Origin of the sequence: Natronospirillum sp. (assembly GCF_022565775.1) — a bacterium.
In the GTDB taxonomy this organism is placed as follows: domain Bacteria; phylum Pseudomonadota; class Gammaproteobacteria; order Pseudomonadales; family Natronospirillaceae; genus Natronospirillum.
Map to the genome: position 1 here is coordinate 1 of NZ_JAIUMC010000008.1, position 18,108 is coordinate 18,108.

The 18,108-nt window shown below is 58.8% G+C and carries 11 protein-coding genes; 4 read left to right on the top strand and 7 right to left on the bottom strand.

The features are described from left to right. Positions 1-80 precede the first annotated feature (80 nt). The 5 genes from LAT62_RS03330 to acnA all read right to left on the bottom strand — a co-directional run bounded on the left by LAT62_RS03330 (position 81) and on the right by acnA (position 10,814). Positions 81-359 carry a type II toxin-antitoxin system RelE/ParE family toxin gene (locus LAT62_RS03330; RefSeq protein ID WP_293378941.1) on the bottom strand — a complete coding sequence of 93 codons (279 nt, stop codon included), beginning with the start codon at positions 357-359 and terminating at the stop codon, positions 81-83. A gap of 101 nt (positions 360-460) precedes the next feature. Next, complete coding sequence (locus tag LAT62_RS03335) at positions 461-1,039, bottom strand: hypothetical protein (RefSeq protein WP_293378943.1); 579 nt, start codon at positions 1,037-1,039, stop codon at positions 461-463. A 172-nt stretch (positions 1,040-1,211) separates the two neighbouring features. After that, complete coding sequence (locus tag LAT62_RS03340) at positions 1,212-1,523, bottom strand: hypothetical protein (RefSeq protein WP_293378945.1); 312 nt, start codon at positions 1,521-1,523, stop codon at positions 1,212-1,214. Continuing rightward, the gene (locus tag LAT62_RS03345; protein WP_293378947.1) at positions 1,517-7,525 is read right to left on the bottom strand and encodes an RHS repeat-associated core domain-containing protein; all 6,009 of its coding nucleotides are present in this window, start codon (positions 7,523-7,525) and stop codon (positions 1,517-1,519) included. The genes LAT62_RS03340 and LAT62_RS03345 overlap by 7 nt, the downstream gene beginning before the upstream one ends. Before the next feature lie 559 nt (positions 7,526-8,084). Further along, a complete protein-coding gene (gene acnA, locus LAT62_RS03350) occupies positions 8,085-10,814 on the bottom strand; it encodes an aconitate hydratase AcnA (RefSeq protein ID WP_293378949.1) in 2,730 nt (909 codons plus the stop codon). A 596-nt stretch (positions 10,815-11,410) separates the two neighbouring features. On the opposite strand from acnA, the gene LAT62_RS03355 reads away from it, so the two are divergent. The 3 genes from LAT62_RS03355 to LAT62_RS03365 all read left to right on the top strand — a co-directional run bounded on the left by LAT62_RS03355 (position 11,411) and on the right by LAT62_RS03365 (position 15,622). Continuing rightward, the gene (locus LAT62_RS03355; protein WP_293378951.1) at positions 11,411-13,129 is read left to right on the top strand and encodes a DEAD/DEAH box helicase; all 1,719 of its coding nucleotides are present in this window, start codon (positions 11,411-11,413) and stop codon (positions 13,127-13,129) included. Between the two features lie 265 nt (positions 13,130-13,394). Beyond that, on the top strand, positions 13,395-13,841 hold the full coding sequence (locus LAT62_RS03360; RefSeq protein ID WP_293378953.1) for a hypothetical protein: 447 nt from the start codon (positions 13,395-13,397) through the stop codon (positions 13,839-13,841). Then, positions 13,802-15,622, top strand: coding sequence for an ATP-binding protein (locus LAT62_RS03365; RefSeq protein WP_293378955.1), 1,821 nt, complete (start codon positions 13,802-13,804; stop codon positions 15,620-15,622). The genes LAT62_RS03360 and LAT62_RS03365 overlap by 40 nt, the downstream gene beginning before the upstream one ends. Here LAT62_RS03365 and LAT62_RS03370 read toward each other — a convergent pair. After that, on the bottom strand, positions 15,616-16,155 hold the full coding sequence (locus LAT62_RS03370) for an acyl carrier protein phosphodiesterase (protein WP_293378957.1): 540 nt from the start codon (positions 16,153-16,155) through the stop codon (positions 15,616-15,618). The two genes, LAT62_RS03365 and LAT62_RS03370, sit on opposite strands and share 7 nt — an antisense overlap. Before the next feature lie 168 nt (positions 16,156-16,323). Between LAT62_RS03370 and hemE the strand changes: the two genes are divergently transcribed. Continuing rightward, a complete protein-coding gene (gene hemE / locus LAT62_RS03375; protein ID WP_293378959.1) occupies positions 16,324-17,409 on the top strand; it encodes a uroporphyrinogen decarboxylase in 1,086 nt (361 codons plus the stop codon). Here the strand turns inward: hemE and mtgA are convergent. Further along, positions 17,403-18,098, bottom strand: a complete 696-nt coding sequence (mtgA, locus tag LAT62_RS03380; RefSeq protein WP_293378961.1) for a monofunctional biosynthetic peptidoglycan transglycosylase — start codon at positions 18,096-18,098, stop codon at positions 17,403-17,405. The two genes, hemE and mtgA, sit on opposite strands and share 7 nt — an antisense overlap. Positions 18,099-18,108: the final 10 nt, after the last annotated feature.

Consider the following 18,108-nt stretch of genomic DNA (forward strand, 5'->3'; position numbering starts at 1 on the left):
ACAGGCCCAAAGGTTCCAGACAAAGCTCGCGAATCACCTCGCCAGGGTGAGGGGGATTGTGCATCTGCATGGGCTGCACCTCAGTGATAGTCTTCGTAGTTCACGACCTCGGCATCTCCGTCTTCAAACCGGAATGTAACACGCCAGTTGCCACTCACTGTGACCGCCCAAACCCCAGAACGATTACCTGACAGGGCATGCAATCGAAGGCCTGGCAAATCCATATCCTTGACGTCTGAAGCCACATTCAACCGGCCAAGAATGAGCCGTAGCTTTGCGGCATGATTCGCCTGAATCCCCGCCGTGCTGCCGGTTTTGAAGAACTTCGCCAATCCTTTGTGTTTGAAGCTGCGAATCACTGTAAACTGTAAGCTATTACGTATCAGGTATCAAATTTTGCCGTGTTGGACCACATCCATCTAATCTCCCCAAGGGTGTGTTTTTTGCCACTGAGACGAATTTACTTCTTCTCTATTTTCTCCATGGCCGTAGCCTGCTTTTCGATCTCTTCCAGCAGATACTGCCAGCCGGACATATAGCTGGATATTTTGGTTTTCATCTTGCCCTGACGAATCACATATTGCCCGGAAGCGGGATAACAGGTGAGTGTGAAGGGTTGAGTCAGGTCGAATACCTTGGTGGCCCAGATTGATTTGTAAGTGAGAGTACCGTTTTCAATGGTGAAGCGGACGCTGGGGTAGTAAGTCACTCCAAATATAGAGGCGAGGAGGAATCCAAAAAGTCCCAACAGTATTGGCCACTCCTCGGACAATTGTTCCGTATCACTTATTCCCTCGTATACCCCATAAGCAACGAGTCCGCCAAACAAGAGAACGCCGAAGCCCAATAAAGCGATAGATCCCCTGCTGAACTTGTAGGTGCCACACTCAGGTTTTGAGCCCGCCTTTTCGATTAGGTATGCGAAAACCACGAGGCTTGCAGTGGTGGCAAAATAGATAAAGCCTTGGTTCACCGGTTGCTCCTTTCCGTTTTGGTCGTTTTGTTTGTCTGACCGCGCCGATGACATCCTGTCGCGCACAGGGTGCGCTCCTACGGTCGAGGCCTGCGGTAGCGACCTATTCGGCACCACGGGTGGGCAAGGCTCAAACGTGCCACAGTGGCAAAGCCTTGCCCACAGTGTTCATTAACGCCGGGGAGCGGTCATTATATGGGTGACAAATAATCAACTAGGGAGCCTCTGAATCGATCATTCAGAGGCTCCCTAAGTGTTGGTTAACCCATATTGCAGTAACGAGAATTGCCGCAACTACTGACAAACATGAAAAAGCCAGAAATGCCAATTTTATAATACCTCCGTGAACTTTGTACGCGTACACGGAATGCATAAAGAAGGCAATCATGAAGGCAAGAAATGGAAATGGTATAAAAAATGCCCATGCGGCCTCATCAAAAGATGGTCTAGCTGCCCTTAAGTAAAACAAAACAACTGCAATAAAAATTGCTAAAGCAATAGTTATCCAAAGCCATTTAGCCTGTTTTCTTCTATATCCATAAATTACCATGCTATACCCACCGTATATGTGCCACCAAACCCTAGTTTTGCTCCCATTTCTTTATTTGGGCTGAGCGTATTGTATAGGCTTCCGCTTTCTGTAAAGTCAGCAGATAAGTTGCCATCACAGGTTATGCCAGAAGTTATCCCAGTTTGACCGAACCAGCCACCTGCTATTGGACCAAAAGATCCACCAGCCCAACCTTGAAAACCAGTGTAAGCTTCAAGACCATCGTACTGTTGTCCATTATTGGGTGTCGGAAAAGAGCCCTGAGGATTATATGAAATTCCTCCTCCAAGACCAAAGCCAGCACCTACGGTAAAAAACCATTTATCGTTACTTCTACCGAAAGTTATATTACCTCCCTTGCCGATAAATGCATTTACTCTTATGCTCCATAAACCATTTATGTCCACATAGTTTATGGGATCTCCATAAGCATAAACATAATGATTCAACCCACCTTTAAATCCAATCGGATCCTTGGTCGTCCACCTTCCCACTTCAGGGTCATAATCCCGCGCCCCAAACCTCACCAATCCGGTATCACGGTCATAAATACCACCGGCATAGCCGAAGGGCTGGAAGCCGGGGTTGGTGTCTTGGGTGACATTGCCCCAGGCGTCGTAGTCGAGGAGCTGGGCGATGTCGCCGGTCTGGGCGTCGATGACCTGGCGTACGCTGCCGAGGTGGTCGCTGATGAGGCGGTAGCGGTTGCCGCCCTTGATCATGTAGCTGGGCACGTGGCCCTTGTCGCCATAGACAAAGCGGGCAATTACGTTGTTGTTGCCGTCCAGTTCTGCGACGGGGTTAAGCTGCCCCTGATACAGGAAGCCCTGTTCCAGTTCGCCATCGCGTTTTTTGCCCACGCGCCGATTCTGGCCGTCGATCACATACTCGATCTTGGTGCCATCGGGCAGGGTGACCTGGCGCAGGTTGGAGAAGGCGTCATAGTCGTACAGTGTGGTGTCGCCGGTGACGGTGTCGGTCTTCCGGGTCAGTTCGCCGTTGGCGGTATAGCGGTACTCATGGTCGCCATACTGGATAAGTCGGTCCTGGGCGTCGTACTGGGCGATCTGGGTACCGTTCTCATGGGTCCGGTTGCCATTGTCGTCATATTGCCAGGAGCCGACCACTTCGCCGTTCCGGATGACCTGATCCAGCCGGTCGTTCTGGTCATAGCGGTACTGGTACTCGACCGTGGTGCCGTTGACGGTCTCTGTTTTGCCGGTAATGCGGCCGGCGTCGTCCCGCTGCAGGCTGTAATGGAACACGGATGAACCGGAGTGGCTGGCGCTGTAGGCCGACAGTTCGCCCAGGTCATTGTAGCTGAGGCTGGTGTCGAGGTTGTCCAGACTGGTGCCGGTCAGCAGCGCATTGCCAGAGTGGTACTGGAGGCTCAGGTCGCCGGCTTCCGTTACCTGGCTGTCCTCATTGTATTGCCAGCTCAGGGTGTCGCCATTGATCGACTGGCTGATCGGTTCGAAGTAGTGGTTGTACTCGTAACCCAGGGCGCCTTCTATGGTGCCGCTCCAGTCGGTGCCGGTGAGCAGGAAGCCGTCATACTCATAGTCGATGTGCTGGCCACCCGGGGCGGTCAGGCGTTTCAGTTGCCCGCTGTGGATGGGGTCGTCGGCGCCGAAGTACTCATACAGATAGCTGCCCGTGTCCAGCGATATGGCTTCCAGCAGGCCGCTGGTGTCGCCATAGCCCAGGTTGATACTGGCGCCGTCCGGGCGAATCTTCTCGGTCAGTTGCCGATCCAGATTGTAGATATAGCGTGTGGTCGGGTGGTCAGCTCCCATCGGGTCTTCGGTCGCCAGATCATTGGCCTGTGGCGGCCGATAGCGCTCGATGTCTTCCCGTGAGGTGTAGTAGAAGCGATGGCGTTCGCCGGTACCCAGCGTGATTTCGGTAAGCTGGCCTAGCGCATCATAGTCATAGTGCACCTGGCTGCCGTCCGGATTGAGCTGAGACGTCACCCGCCCCACGGCATCGTTGGTCAGGTTGACCGACTGGCCGAGGGCATTGGTGACCCGGTTCAGATAACCGAAGTGGTCATAGTCGAACTCCACCGAGCGCTCGCCATGGGTACCGCGGTCGATACGGGTGGGGCGGCCGCGATCGTCATAGTGATAGCGGATGTCGGTCAGGTTGCCGGCCTGGGCGCGGTCCAGCAGGCCTTCCTCATTGAGCCACTGGGTGAGGCTGCGGCCTTCGGGGCTGGTGTGGGTCCAGGTGAGCTCGGAGGCATCGTAGGTAGAGACGCTTTCCCGGTCGTTCACCGTGCTCAGGGTCGTCAGGGTGTTGTGACTCAACTGATCGTTCTCGTCATCCAGCGATGCGCTGCGCTCGGTGGTGGCCTCGAGGGTAAGGCCACTGGGGGTTTCGATACGTTCGGACGAGGGCACGGGGGACTGCATGCCGAAACGCGGGTCCGGGGTATAACTGCGGCTGATCTGGGTGCCATCCGGCCGGGTGATGTCGGTACCGGCATCGGTATGAATCCGTTCGGTCCGGCTGCCATCGGGTGATTCATTGATGTAGATGCGCTCGTCGGTGCTGCTTCGCTGCACGGTGAATTGCGATACCCGCCCTTCGCCACTGATCATGTCCGTGCGGTAGCCGTTGCTAAGTTCGGTTCGCTGAATGGTCCAGCCGCCGCCGTCGGGTGCCTCGTCCTGTATCAGACGGCCGTTCTCGTCATAGTGAAAGCGGTTGGCGTGGTTGTTCGGCGTCTCGAACCGGGTCAGCAGGCCATCCGATGTGTACTCCATCGACCAGCGCTCACTGGCCGGGTTGCTCAGACTCACCAGGTGGCCGTTGTGATCCAAAGTCAGCTCCGTGCGCTGACCCTCCGGTGCCACAATGGCGGTGGCAGAGCCGTCGGACATACGTTCGATCTGCGTGGTGTTGTCGTGCTGGTCGGTCACGCTGATCAGCAGGTCATTGTCGTCATACTCGAAGGTGTAGAGGGCAACGCCAGTGGTGGTATCCGTGGTGCGAATGTGGCGGTTGGTACTGTCGAAATGGAAGAGGCGGGTGCCGTCTTTGGAGGGGATTTGAGTCTCATTCTCTGCATTTGGAATCGCCAGCGGGAGTCGAACTAGGCGTATACGATGATTTTGTGTATCTGCCGTGTAGAGATTGCCTTCGCCATCCAGAGCAACTCTATAGGGGAAATTGAGTTCGGCTTGGCTGGCTAGTCCACCATCGCCAGTGAAGCCTTGGTTGCCATCACCAGCCAAAGTGTGAATGACACCATCTGGACCTATCCAGCGTACGCGATTGTTACCTGTATCTGCTATGTAGAGATTGCCGCCACCTGAGGAGACCCCCCATGGTACATTCAGAGCAGCATCTGTTGCGCGCTCACCATCGCCGGAAAAGCCCCGGCTTCCATTACCCGCAAATGTCTCTATGATGCCATCTTGACTGATCCGACGAATTCGGTTGTTCTCCGAATCCGCGATGTATATGTTGCCCAATCTGTCAAGTTCGATACCAGTTGGGCTGTTCAACTGAGCCTCTGTTGCCGGGCCACCGTCACCGGAATAGCCACCGCCAAATCCTGAACCTGCTACTGTTTCTATATTGCCTTCCGAGTCTACTCGGCGAATACGATGACTGCTGTAATTCACAATGTAGAGATTGCCCGCGGTGTCCAAGGCTATATCTACTGGATTATTAAGCCGTGCCTGCGTGGCTGGCCCCCCATCTCCGGAATTGCCAACGACGCCATCACCAGCCACGGTTTCAATAACACCGTCGACGCCGACCCTGCGAACGCGATGGCTATGAGTGTCTGCGATGTAGAGATTTCCGAGATTATCTAGGGCAATCCCGTGAGGGTAATTCAATCGAGCCTGAATAGCCGGGCCCCCATCGCCGGAAAAGAATCCGTTTTGATTTCCAACACCCCCTGAGCCAGCTACAGTCTCGATCATGCCATTTGGGCTTACCCTGCGGACGCGGTGGTTCACAGTATCAGCTATAAATAGATTTCCAGTTTGATCGACTACTGCCCCAATTGGGCTATTCAGTTGAGCTTGAGTGGCAAAGTCGCCGTCTCCGGTGAACCCCTGCCCTATCCCAGTAATGGTATCGATCACACTACCAACGTTGGATTGCTGTTCGCCATTCCCCATTAGAAGCTTGCCGCGCTTGGAATCAAACATGTGGTGAACATCTAGGGACCATGCGCCAACTGTATCTGGTCTCACAGGCAAGGAACCCGTCAGTTGGAATTGCTGGCTCTGGTCAAGCACCATTGACTGGCAGTCACTGCGAGTGCCGACTGCCTCACCAGTATCGCCGAATTGAGCCCAAGCCTGACTGAAGTCAGAGCGGGCACTATAGTAAACACAGGGGTAGTAATGGCTGATGGTAATGTGGGCATCATGGTCCCCTCGCACCTGACGTCCAAAACCATCTCGTCCATCCCACTCGAATCGGTACTTTTGATTTGGGGCGGCACTAAAATATTCTCTAAAATGCTGCCCGGCGACGCGGATATCAAGCCGTATTTTTTCTAGGCTGGGGGGGACACTCGGCCCGCTGACGGCTATGTCGGCGACATTGTTCTTGTAGCCGGGTGTTCTGTCGCTGCGATAGACCAGCTCAAACGGCGTGCCGGCTACGGGCAGGCTTTCGCCCAGGGTCTGGCGCTGGGGGCTGATGACACAGCCGGGGCACTCGTTTTCTTCATCCGTGTTGTCGGGCTGGTAGAGGTTGTTGGTTTCCGGTGTGGGCACATTCGGCCGCTCGGCATCCAGCGGCGGGCCATAGGGCCAGTTGCAGTCCCAGGGGGTGAAGTGGTTGACGGGGGTGCGCCAGAGGGTCTTGCCGGCGTCATATAGATCGGCCAGCTTTTCCTGTTCTGCCGTATCAATACCCAGGGCGGCCAGTTCTTCTTCGGTGGCGGGGGTGCCGTCGCCTGTTACATCCAGTATGGCCAGATCCGATTCGATGCTCAGAATCTCGATCACGCGGCCGTTGTCGCCGGCTTTCCAGACGGCATCTTCATAGTCGTAGTAGCCGGCGGGGACGATTTCTCCGGTGGGAAAGTCCAGGAAGTTGTCCACATAAAGCGGAACCGGTTGATCAAAGTCGACCCGATTGGAGCCGGCAGCGATGGCTTCATCGACACTGAGTTCCACGGCATAGGTATAGGCGCTGGTAGGCGGCAGTTCGCCGGGCATGGCTTCAAAGCCATTGTCGCCCACCGTGTATTCGGTGGCTCGGACATTCAGTTCGGTCAGGGCCTGGCTGCTGCCATCCGGCAGGGTCATGCTGGCCTGGGTGCCTTCGGGGAACAACAGGGTGGCCTGACGGGTGCCGTCGGCGTCGGTTTGCGGGCTGCCCTGGGCGACCTGCAGCGGCTGGCCGTTGCCCAGTTCAACGGTGGTGACCTCAGGGTCCAGCGGGATCATGACGATGTCGTCGGCAAAGTCGAAGTCGTTCCACTGAGGTTCGACGGCACGCTGGATCGGCAGGTAGCCGTCTTTCTCGTAGTGGACGATCAGCCGCCCTCCGCCATTGACCACCAGATCAAAGGCGCCGTCGGCCCGGCTGAGTGTGCTGCCGAGTTGCGGTTGCCTATGAATGCTAACCGTGACGCCATGCAACGGGTCGTTGTTGCGGTCGAGTACCCGGCCGCGCACCACGGCGACCCGGTCTTCATCGAGGCTGTCCGGGTTCAGGTCTTTCTGAATCGGGGTGTCGGCAGAGAACAGGAATTCGACCTGCTCGAAAAAGCCGCCACCACCTCCGGCGGGGATTTCCGGGGCGATGGTGGCGGGGTCGGGAGGCAGGTCGGAGAGGTCCGGGCCGGAGTCTGTGTCGTCTCCTGAGTCGGAGCCGCCTTCGCTACCTTGAGAGCCGCCGGAGCTGTCATCCGGGGAGGATTCCGATGAATCGGAAGTATCGCTGGAGGCACTTGTTGAGCTGCCGCTTTCGCAGCCCCAGAGAACAAGCATTGCAAAGATGAGCGTCAGGAGACGTATCGGCATGACCTGAAGTCCTTTTCCACAGAGGTGCCTGGCTGTGCCGGCCGGCGGGTTTGTTTCGGAGCCGGCGGTTCTGCCTGTGCATTCCATGCACAGTGGTGCGCCGGGCCCTTTGTTCGCAGGGTATGAATTTACCGGAAAATGACCTGAACCTGGGGATAGTCAGGGCAGAAGTGTGACGGGGTGGGCAAAAAGATTGGGGTTTGGGGTTGGGGGAAGGGCGCCTGGCGGCGCCGAGTGCGTGAGCAAGCTCACAGCCTACAACGGAGGCTTATCTGTAGGCTGCGGCCCTTGGCCACGCACAAGCCGTTGGCACCATGCGTGAGCAAGCCCGAGACGTCGGACCGTACAGCCTACAACGGAGGCTTATTCTGTAGGCTGTGGCCCTTGGCCACGCACAAGCCGTTGGCACCATGCGTGAGCAAGCCCGAGACGTCGGACCGCACAGCCTACAACGGAGGCTTATCTGTAGGCGGTGGCCCTTGGCCACGCACAAGCCCTTGACACCATGCGTGAGCAAGGCCCGAAACGTCGGACCGCACAGCCTACAGGGCTCCGCCCCTCAGGCGGCGCCGATCATGCGGCGCAGTACGTAGTGGAGGATGCCGCCGTGGCGGAAGTACTCCAGTTCATTGCCGGTGTCGATGCGGCATTTGGCCTGTACGGTTTCGGTTTTGCCATCCGGGTAGGTGATGGCAACCGGTACCGTCTGCCCGGGCTTGAGGTCGTTCAGACCCTTGACGGTGAAGGTCTCTTCGCCGGTCAGTTTCAGGCTCTTGCGGTCGACGCCGTCGGGGAACTGCAGCGGCAGTACACCCATGCCCACCAGGTTGGAGCGGTGGATGCGCTCGTAGGATTCGGCCAGCACAAAGCGCACGCCGAGCAGACGGGTGCCTTTGGCGGCCCAGTCCCGCGAGGAGCCGGTGCCGTATTCCTTGCCGGCGATGATGGCCAGTGGCTGGCCTTCGGCCTGGTAGTTCATGGCGGCGTCATAGATGGCCATCTTCTCGCCGGAGGGGATATGGCGCGTCACGCCGCCTTCTTCGCCCGGCACCATTTCGTTGCGGATGCGCACATTGGCAAAGGTGCCGCGCATCATCACTTCATGGTTGCCGCGCCGCGAGCCGTAGGAGTTGAAGTCTTTCGGCTCCACGCCATGCTCTTTCAGGTAGCGGCCGGCCGGGCTGTCGGTCTTGATGGCGCCGGCGGGCGAGATGTGGTCCGTGGTGACGGAGTCGGCCAGCATGGCCAGTGGCCGGGCGTCGATGACGTCCTCGATCGCTTCGGGGGTGCGGCCCATGCCCTGGAAGAAGGGCGGGTGCTGGATATAGGTGGACTCGGGCCAGGCGTAGGTCTGGCCTTTCGGGAACTCGATGGCTTTCCAGTCCTTGTCGCCTTCGAACACTTCGCCATATTCCTTGCGGAACATGTCGGTGCGCACCTTCTCGACCGCGCCGGCGATCTCCTTGGTGCTGGGCCAGATGTCTTTCAGATAGAGCGGGTTGCCGTTCTTGTCTTCGCCGAGCGGATCTTCCGACAGATCAATCCGCACCGTGCCGGCCAGCGCATAGGCCACCACCAGCGGCGGTGAAGCCAGCCAGTTGGTTTTCACCAGCGGGTGCACCCGGCCTTCGAAGTTGCGGTTGCCGGACAGCACCGAGGCCACGGTCAGATCAGCGTCGCTGATGGCCTTTTCGATGCTCTCGTGCAGTGGCCCGGAGTTGCCGATACAGGTGGTGCAGCCGTAGCCAACCAGATTGAAGCCCAACTTGTCGAGCCAGTTCAGCAGCCCGGCGCTGTCGAGGTATTCGGTGACCACCTTGGAGCCCGGTGCCAGTGAGGTCTTGACCCAGGGCTTGCGGTCCAGACCCTTCTCGGCAGCCTTCTTTGCCAGCAGACCTGCGGCCATCATGACGCTGGGGTTGGAGGTGTTGGTACAGGAGGTGATGGCGGCAATGGCCACATCTCCATGCTTGATGCGATGTGTCTTGCCGTCGATGGTGAACTCGGCTTCGCCCGGCGGCAGGCCGGCACCCACGGCCGCACCTGCGCCGCCTTCGGCCTGCATGGCCTCGTCGCTGGTGGCGATGGTTTTGGACTGGGTATCCATGAAGTCGGCGAAGGCGCGCTTGACGTTCTGGATGGCCACCCGGTCCTGCGGGCGCTTGGGCCCGGCCAGGCTGGATTCCACTTCGGTCATGTCGAGTTGCAGTGTGCTGGTGAAAACCGGCTCATCACCCGGCTTGCGCCACATGCCCTGTGCCTTGCAGTAGGCTTCAACGCGTTCGACCACCTCCTGCGGGCGCCCGGTGAGGCGCAGATATTCCATGGTGACTTCATCCACCGGGAAGAAGCCACAGGTCGCACCATATTCCGGTGCCATGTTGGCAATGGTGGCGCGATCCGCCAATGGCAGTTCGGCCAGGCCGTCGCCATAGAACTCGACAAACTTGCCGACCACGCCATGCTTGCGCAGCATCTCGGTGACGGTCAGTACCAAGTCGGTGGCGGTGATGCCTTCTTTCATCTGGCCGGTCAGCTTGAAGCCGACCACTTCCGGAATCAGCATCGACACCGGCTGACCCAGCATGGCGGCTTCGGCTTCGATGCCGCCGACGCCCCAGCCGAGAATGCCGAGGCCGTTGATCATGGTGGTGTGCGAGTCAGTGCCCACCAGCGTGTCCGGGTAGGCCTCCAGCACGCCGTCGACTTCCGAGGCCCAGACAGTCTGGCCCAGATATTCCAGGTTCACCTGGTGGCAGATGCCGGTGCCGGGGGGCACAACGCGGAAGTTGTCGAACGCCTGCTGGCCCCAGCGCAGGAAGGTATAGCGCTCGCCGTTGCGCTCCATTTCATGGCGCACATTGGCTTTGAAGGCGCCGGCGGTGGCGTATTCATCCACCATCACCGAGTGGTCGATGACCAGATCTACCGGCGACAGCGGGTTGACCTTTTCCGGGTCGTCGCCCAGTGAAGCCACGGCGGCGCGCATGGAGGCCAGATCGACCACGCCGGGCACGCCGGTGAAGTCCTGCATCAGAACGCGGGCCGGGCGATAGGCAATTTCGCGGTCGGCCTTGCCGGCCTTCTGCCAGTCGACCAGGGCCTGAATGTCGTCGTTGGTGACGGTGTCGTTGTCGAAGTTGCGCAGCTGGTTCTCGAGCAATACTTTCAGCGAGAAGGGCAGGCGGTCGATGTTGCCGAATTGTTCGGCGGCTTTGGGCAGGCTGTAGATGCGGTATTCTTTGTTGCCTGCTTTGAGGGTATCTGTCGTAGCTGCCTTGGTGTTCATGTCGAGCTCCATTGAGTTTGGAACGAATAATCCATGTCTATTGTAACTCGATTGAGGGTGGTTTGCCGTGGTTTCAAGGGTGGGTTTAGTCGACAGATGACAGTCGACGGTTGTGAGTTGTGAGTTGTGAGTTGTGAGTTGTGAGTTGTGAGTTGTGGCTCAATTGTAGGCTTGGGGCCGCAAGCCCCCACAAGGCGGCTTCGCCGCCAAGCGCAGGCAAGCCAGCGCCCACAACAAAGCCACCATTGTAGGGGCCGGCCTTGGCCGCGCTCAGAGGACGACATGCTCATAAAGAAAAAACGAGCATTCGGGGAGCGGTTGCTGTATAGTCCGCGACTCAAAATTTGAGCCCGCAGTCAAAGTCCTACCGGAATCTGCTCAACGGAAAGTACCTCTGGCACCGTCTTCCCTGACCCCGCCACAGATAAACGCTCGTGGAAAGGCTGACCTTTACAGAGTCGTCAGCACACATGATCAGTACCCGACCGGGTTTTGCGCACGTCGAAAAAACGGGGTAATGCCAGCCAGAACGGCCGGCACTGGGCATTCATGTGTGCGATTCACAGAGTGAATCCTGAAAAACAGGTACTTTTTTAATGACTGAAGTCATCTCCAATGACGTGGCCGTTACTTTTGCAGATCTGGGTCTGCCCCAGAATCTTGTCACCGGTGTTGCCAACCTCGGCTACGAAACCCCTTCTCCGATTCAGGCTGCTGCCATTCCGCCGCTGCTGCAAGGCCGTGACGTACTGGGCCAGGCGCAGACCGGCACCGGCAAAACCGCTGCCTTTGCGCTGCCCTTGCTGGCGCGCATCAATGTCAGCCTGAACGCTCCCCAGGTACTGGTGCTGACCCCGACCCGGGAACTGGCCATTCAGGTGGCTGAAGCCTTTACCGCCTATGCCCGCCTGATTACCGGCGGTCACTTCCAGGTGCTGCCGATCTACGGTGGCCAGAGCTATGGCATCCAGTTGAAGGCACTGAGCCGCGGCCCGCAGGTTGTGGTGGCCACGCCCGGCCGTCTGATGGACCACATGAAGTCGAACAAGATCGATCTGTCCCGCCTGCAGGCGCTGGTACTGGACGAAGCCGACGAAATGCTGCGCATGGGCTTTATCGACGATGTTACCACCGTCATCGAAGCCTGCCCGGAAGGCCGTCAACTGGCCATGTTCTCCGCCACCATGCCGCGCGAGATCGCCCGCCTGACGCAGACCTACCTGAACAAGCCGGAACATATCCAGATTCAGGCGACTGCCTCCAATCTGGCGCAGATCGAGCAGTCCCATATTCTGCTCAAGCAGCACCACAAGCTGGATGCGCTGACCCGTCTGCTGGAAGTCGAAGAATTCGACGGCGCCATCATCTTCGCCCGCACCAAGGCCGCCACGGTGGAACTGAGCGAGAAGCTGACGGCCCGCGGCTATGATGCTGCACCGCTGAACGGTGACCTGTCACAGCAGCAGCGTGAAGCCACCATCGAGCGCATGAAAAGAGGCAAGATCGACCTGATCGTCGCCACCGACGTGGCCGCCCGCGGTCTGGACGTCAAGCGCATCGACCTGGTCATGAACTACGACATCCCGCTGGACGTCGAAGCCTACACCCACCGGGTTGGCCGCACCGGCCGTGCCGGTCGTACCGGTCGCGCCATCATGCTGGTGACCCCGCGTGAGCGCCACCTGCTGAAAGCCATTGAACGCCATGCCGGTCGCTCGATCGACAAGCGTGAGCTGCCGTCAGGCAAGGATATCGAGCAGAGCCGGGTTCAGACTTTCCGCGCCGATCTGGTCAACATCATCGGCAGCGAAGACCTGAGCGAGTTCGAAAAGCTGCTGGCCGAACTGCAGCAGCAGATCGACGTGCCGGTAGAAACCCTGTCTGCAGCCCTGCTGGCCATGGCCCAGAAGGACCGCCCGCTGAACGTGGCCGCCCAGTTCCAGGACATTGTTGCCGATGTGCGCCCCGAGCGCACTGAGCGCCGCAATGATCGGGATCGCAAGCCGGGTAAGCGCGTCGATACCAGCAACATCCGTTTCGAGAGCTACCGCATCGAAGCCGGCCGCCAGCATGGCGTTCGGGTGGGTGATATCGTTGGCGCCATCGTCAATGAAGCCGGTATCGAGAAGGCGCATATTGGCCGTATCAGCCTGCAGGAAGACCACAGCGTGATCGACCTGCCGGAAGGCATGCCGAAGGAACTGCACCAGCACCTGAGCAAGGTTCGTGTACGCCACCAGCCGATGCGCCTCAGCCGCGTTACCGGTGGCCACACCGAAGGGCGTCAGCCGGTGCGTCGCCCGCGCAAGAGCTGAACCTGACCATCTGAAAAGGCCTGGTGTCGATGTCCGTGCAGCACTGCATGGGCCTCGGCGCCTCGTGCCAAGAAAAAGTCTGCTTTTCACCCTTCACCAGAGTTGCCTAAACAGTGTACAAACCGTAACCTGTGCGATAAGCGTCAAGCGCAGTGTCAGCAATTGGATAAGCTGACGGCATTCAGGGGAGGAGGGCACCTTATAGCCGGAACATTCCGGTGGGTCATCAACACCAGGGTGGCGTATGCATCTTCGAAGTTGTTTAGTGTTTTCGTGTATCTTTGCCATTCCAGCGGCGGCTTTCGACCTGCATCTGGTCAGTGGTGATGACCGGTGGCGGTTCGGTCATGACGATCTGCAGGCCATGTCGGTTGTCGACATGACCACCGAAACACCCTGGACCGACTCTGTGGACCAGTATCGCGGAGTCACCATCGAGACCCTGCTCAGTGCAGCGGGCCTGACAACAGAGCAGCGAAAGCTGCGCCTGATAGCGCTGAATGATTATGCCATCAGCACAGATGTTGAAACCCTGCTGGATGCTGATGCGCTGATCGTCTTCGAGCGCAATGGAGATCTGATGCCCGTGCGAGATTACGGGCCCTACTGGGTGCTTTTTCCTTTTTCCGAGCGCCCGGAACTTTCTAACAGGGACATTAGAAACCTATCCGTATGGCAACTCAAAACCATCGAAGTCCTGCCTCTGCCCTAGGCAGCGCCCGCATCAACTGGCGTTCTCTGCGCTTTGTCAGCCTGTTTACCATCAGTACTCTGCTGGTCATTCTGGTGGCGTTCACGCTGTATTCCGTGCGCCAGGAAATAGAGGCGCTGGGGGCTTCCGGTGAAGACGAGTTGTCCTGGAATGTATCCCGCCTTGAATTGGAAAATCAGCGCCTGATCAATGCCTTGAGCCAGTTTGTTGCCACACCGGATGACGGGCAGGTTGCGGTGGTTGAACTGCGCCTGGAAATACTGCTGCATCGCGTACAACTGGTGCGCGGCCTGAGCCGGCAGCATCTGCCCACGGTGTCGCTGAGCCGATTGCATGATGCCATGGCCGAGCTCGAGCAGGAGCTGCTGGCCATGCAGCCCGTGCTCAACGATCTGACTGTCGAGTCGGCACAGGCCTATATTGACCGCGCACGCAGTCTAGAAGCAGAGCTGTTCGAGCTGAGCCAGACCTACATCTTCACGTCGACCGATCTGTCGACCCAAGCGCTGGAGACTTTGCAGAACAACTATCGCTGGATCCTCGGCCTGCTGCTGGTCGGCGCCACCCTTATTTTCATGTACACCAGCTTCATCATTTACGAGGTACGTCGATCGCGGCGCCTGCGTGAAGTGGCCGAAACCGCCAATGAGGCGAAGAGTCGTTTTCTGGCCAATATGAGCCATGAAATGCGCACCCCGCTGAACGGCATTATCGGTATTACTGAACTGTTGCAGGACACCTCGCTGGATCAGCAGCAGCAGCGCTACTTGCAGACTCTGGGGCAGACCGCCGACAACCTGCTCAAGCAGATCAGCGATGTACTGGATCTGTCGAAAATCGAAGCCGAACAGTTCGAGTTCGAGGAAGAGGATTTCAATCTTCTGGCCGCGCTGTCAGACATCCATAGCCTGGTATTTGCGATGCTGCGCCAACGGCAGAGCACAGAGACCCACTTCGATATCGAGCTGGATGAGTCGATACCCCGTTTTGCCAAGGGAGACTGGCATCGCTTGCGCCAGGTGATCCTGAACCTGCTCAGCAACAGTGTGAAATTCACCGAATCAGGGCTTGTCAGCATGCGCGCCCGGTTGGGCCACCGACACCACGGGCGCTTTCAACTGCTGATTGAAGTGGAAGACACCGGGGTAGGCATTGATCCGGAGTTCATGCCGCAGCTTTTCTCTGAATTCAGCCAGGCTGACGCCTCCACAACCCGACGATATGGCGGTACCGGGCTGGGTCTCGCCCTAAGTCGCAAGCTGGCCCGACTGATGGAGGGTGATCTGCAGGCAGAGAGCACGCCGGGTAAAGGCACCCGGTTCAAGCTATCGGTATGGCTGTCAGACGGACAGGAGCCCAATGACCAGCCGATCAGTGCGGACGAGAGAACTGAACTCGCAGGTTGCCGGGTGCTCGTTGTCGAAGACAACAGCGTCAATCAGATTGTGGTGCGCAAAATGCTGGAGAGCCTGCAGGCCAATGTCACCACGGCCTATGATGGCATGCGCGCCGTGGAACTGGTCGGCAGGGACGGCCCATTTGATGTCATTTTGATGGATATCCACATGCCCGGAATGGATGGCTTTGCCGCCACCGACCGCATTCGTACCCTGGAACAGGAGCGTCAGTGGGCGCACCAGTACATAGTGGCTGTTACGGCCAATGCCATGGCGGGTGATCGCCACCGATGCATCATGGCTGGCATGGATGACTATCTCGCTAAACCCTTCAAGCTGGCAGAGCTGGGCGACGTATTGAAAAGACGGGGCCAGGCTCAGTAGGTTCCCCGGGTCTGGGAGTTGACCGCCGCCCGCAATGCCGGGAAAAGGTCGGCGAAAACCTGGTCCACCTGATGGCCGTGGCTGTCGAGCAGGACGGGTGCTTCGGCCAGTGGAGTGCGAAAGCGGCTGCGCCTGTCAAGACTCTCTAGCGCCCTGGCCATGCCCTCGCGAGTGGCATACCCTGGCAGCCAGCGCCGCTGAACCAGTGCCGTGCGCAGCATCTTCAATCGTTCATTCTCCGGTCCGTTATAGGCGGCCAGCGCTGTATACACACCTTCGGCAAACTCCGGCAGCGGCTGCGCGCTCCATTGTGACCAGTTGCGCGCCAGACAGTGATCGAAGAACACATCCAGAATGACCCCGCCAAAGCGCCGATAGGGCGGTGGCAATGAGCGCCGGAGCGCCTGCACGGCCGGGTGGCTGTCAGTGAGTCGGTCGATGGTCAGATGCAGGTCGACATGGTGGCGCAACTCGTCCGAGACCCCCTCGGGAAGCTGTTTTGGAGGCATGCAATCGGGCAATAACTGGCCCACGCAGGAATCCGGTGTGAGCTCCGAGAAGTATAAATGGGCCAGGTAGTTCACAGAACTTTCCTGCCGAGTGACCACGGGTCATGTAATGCCTGCATGGCACTATGATAAACTGCCCGCCCGGCGACAACGACCCCCAACATTCATCTGCTGCCCTGGATATCACTACACATGGCTCAACTGGCTCCCGAACTGAAGAATGACCGCTTTCTGCGCGCCCTGGCGAGGCAGCCTGTGGACCGCACACCCATCTGGATGATGCGCCAGGCGGGCCGCTATCTGCCCGAATACCGGGCGACCCGGCAGCAGGCCGGCGATTTCATGAGCCTGTGCCGCAATGCCGATCTGGCCTGTGAAGTGACCATGCAGCCGCTGCGGCGCTACCCGCTGGACGCCGCCATCCTGTTCAGCGACATTCTGACTATTCCCGATGCCATGGGGCTGGGCCTGTATTTCGAAACGGGTGAAGGGCCGAAATTCCGCCATGTGGTGCGTTCCGCCGCCGATGTCGAGGCTCTGCCGGCGCTGACCGCAGAGACCGATCTGGACTATGTGATGCGCGCCGTGTCCACGATTCGCCGGGAACTGGCCGGCGACGTACCGCTGATCGGCTTCTCCGGCAGTCCCTGGACGCTGGCCACCTATATGATCGAGGGCGGGTCGAGCAAGGATTTTCCTCACGCCAAGGCCATGCTGTACAGCAACCCGGAGGTTCTCCATGGCCTGCTGGAGCGCCTGGCCACCGCCGTGACCGATTATCTCAATGCCCAGATCCGTGCCGGGGCGCAGGTGGTGCAGATCTTCGATACCTGGGGCGGCGCGCTGGCGCACAATGCCTATCAGTCCTTCAGCCTGCAGTATATGCAGCGCATTGTGGATGGCCTGATTCGGGAGCACGAAGGGCGGCGCGTGCCGGTGATCCTGTTTACCAAGGGCGCCGGCCAGTGGCTGGAAGTCATGGCCGACACCGGGGCTGATGCGCTGGGTCTGGACTGGACGACGGACATCGGCCAGGCGCGGGCTCGCGTCGGCGACAAGGTGGCGCTGCAGGGCAATATGGACCCGGCGGTACTCTATGCCGAGCCGGCGGCCATCCGGCAGGAAGTGAAGAGAATCCTGGCCAACTTCGGCTCCGGCCCGGGTCATATCTTCAATCTCGGCCACGGCATCACTCCGGGTGTGGACCCGGAACATGCCAAGGCCTTTATCGAAGCGGTGGTGGAGCTGAGCCCGGAATACCAGGCCGGAACTCACTGATACAGCGGTGCCAGCCAGGTGGTGCCGCCCAGCATGCGCTGCTGCTGCAGATTCCATTGCGCTCGTTCAGTCATGAATGCTGAAGGTCGACCGGGCGTATAGCGGGCCGGGCTGGGCAGTGTGGCGGCCAGCAGGGCGCTTTCCCAGGGGTTGAGCTGGGCAGCTGATTTGTTGAAGTGGTACTGGGCAGCTGCCTCCAGCCCGAAGACTCCGCCCGGGCCCCATTCGGCGATATTCAGATACACTTCCAGAATACGTTCCTTGGGCCAGAACCACTCGATCAGCAGCGTGAACCAGGCTTCCAGCCCCTTGCGCATCCAACTGCGACCCGTCCACAGATACAGATTGCGTGCCACCTGCTGGCTGATGGTGCTGGCCCCGCGAAGCTGACCTCGGCGCTCGCGTTCCAGCCAGGCATCGCGCATGGCGTCGACGTCAAACCCCCGGTGAAGCGGAAAGCGCTGATCTTCCGAGGCGACCACGGCCATGGCGGCATGAGGTGGAATATCCTGCCAGGCCAGCCATTGCCAGCGCAGGTCAAAGTCCTCGATTTGCGACCACCGATTGACCATGACCAGAGTGCCCGGCGGGTTCAGCCAGCGCAGAGGCAACACCAGCAGCAGGCTCAGCAGAATCCAGGCCGCCACCAGATACCCCAGTATCCGCAACACTCGCCGCACAATGCGCATGCCCGGGTGC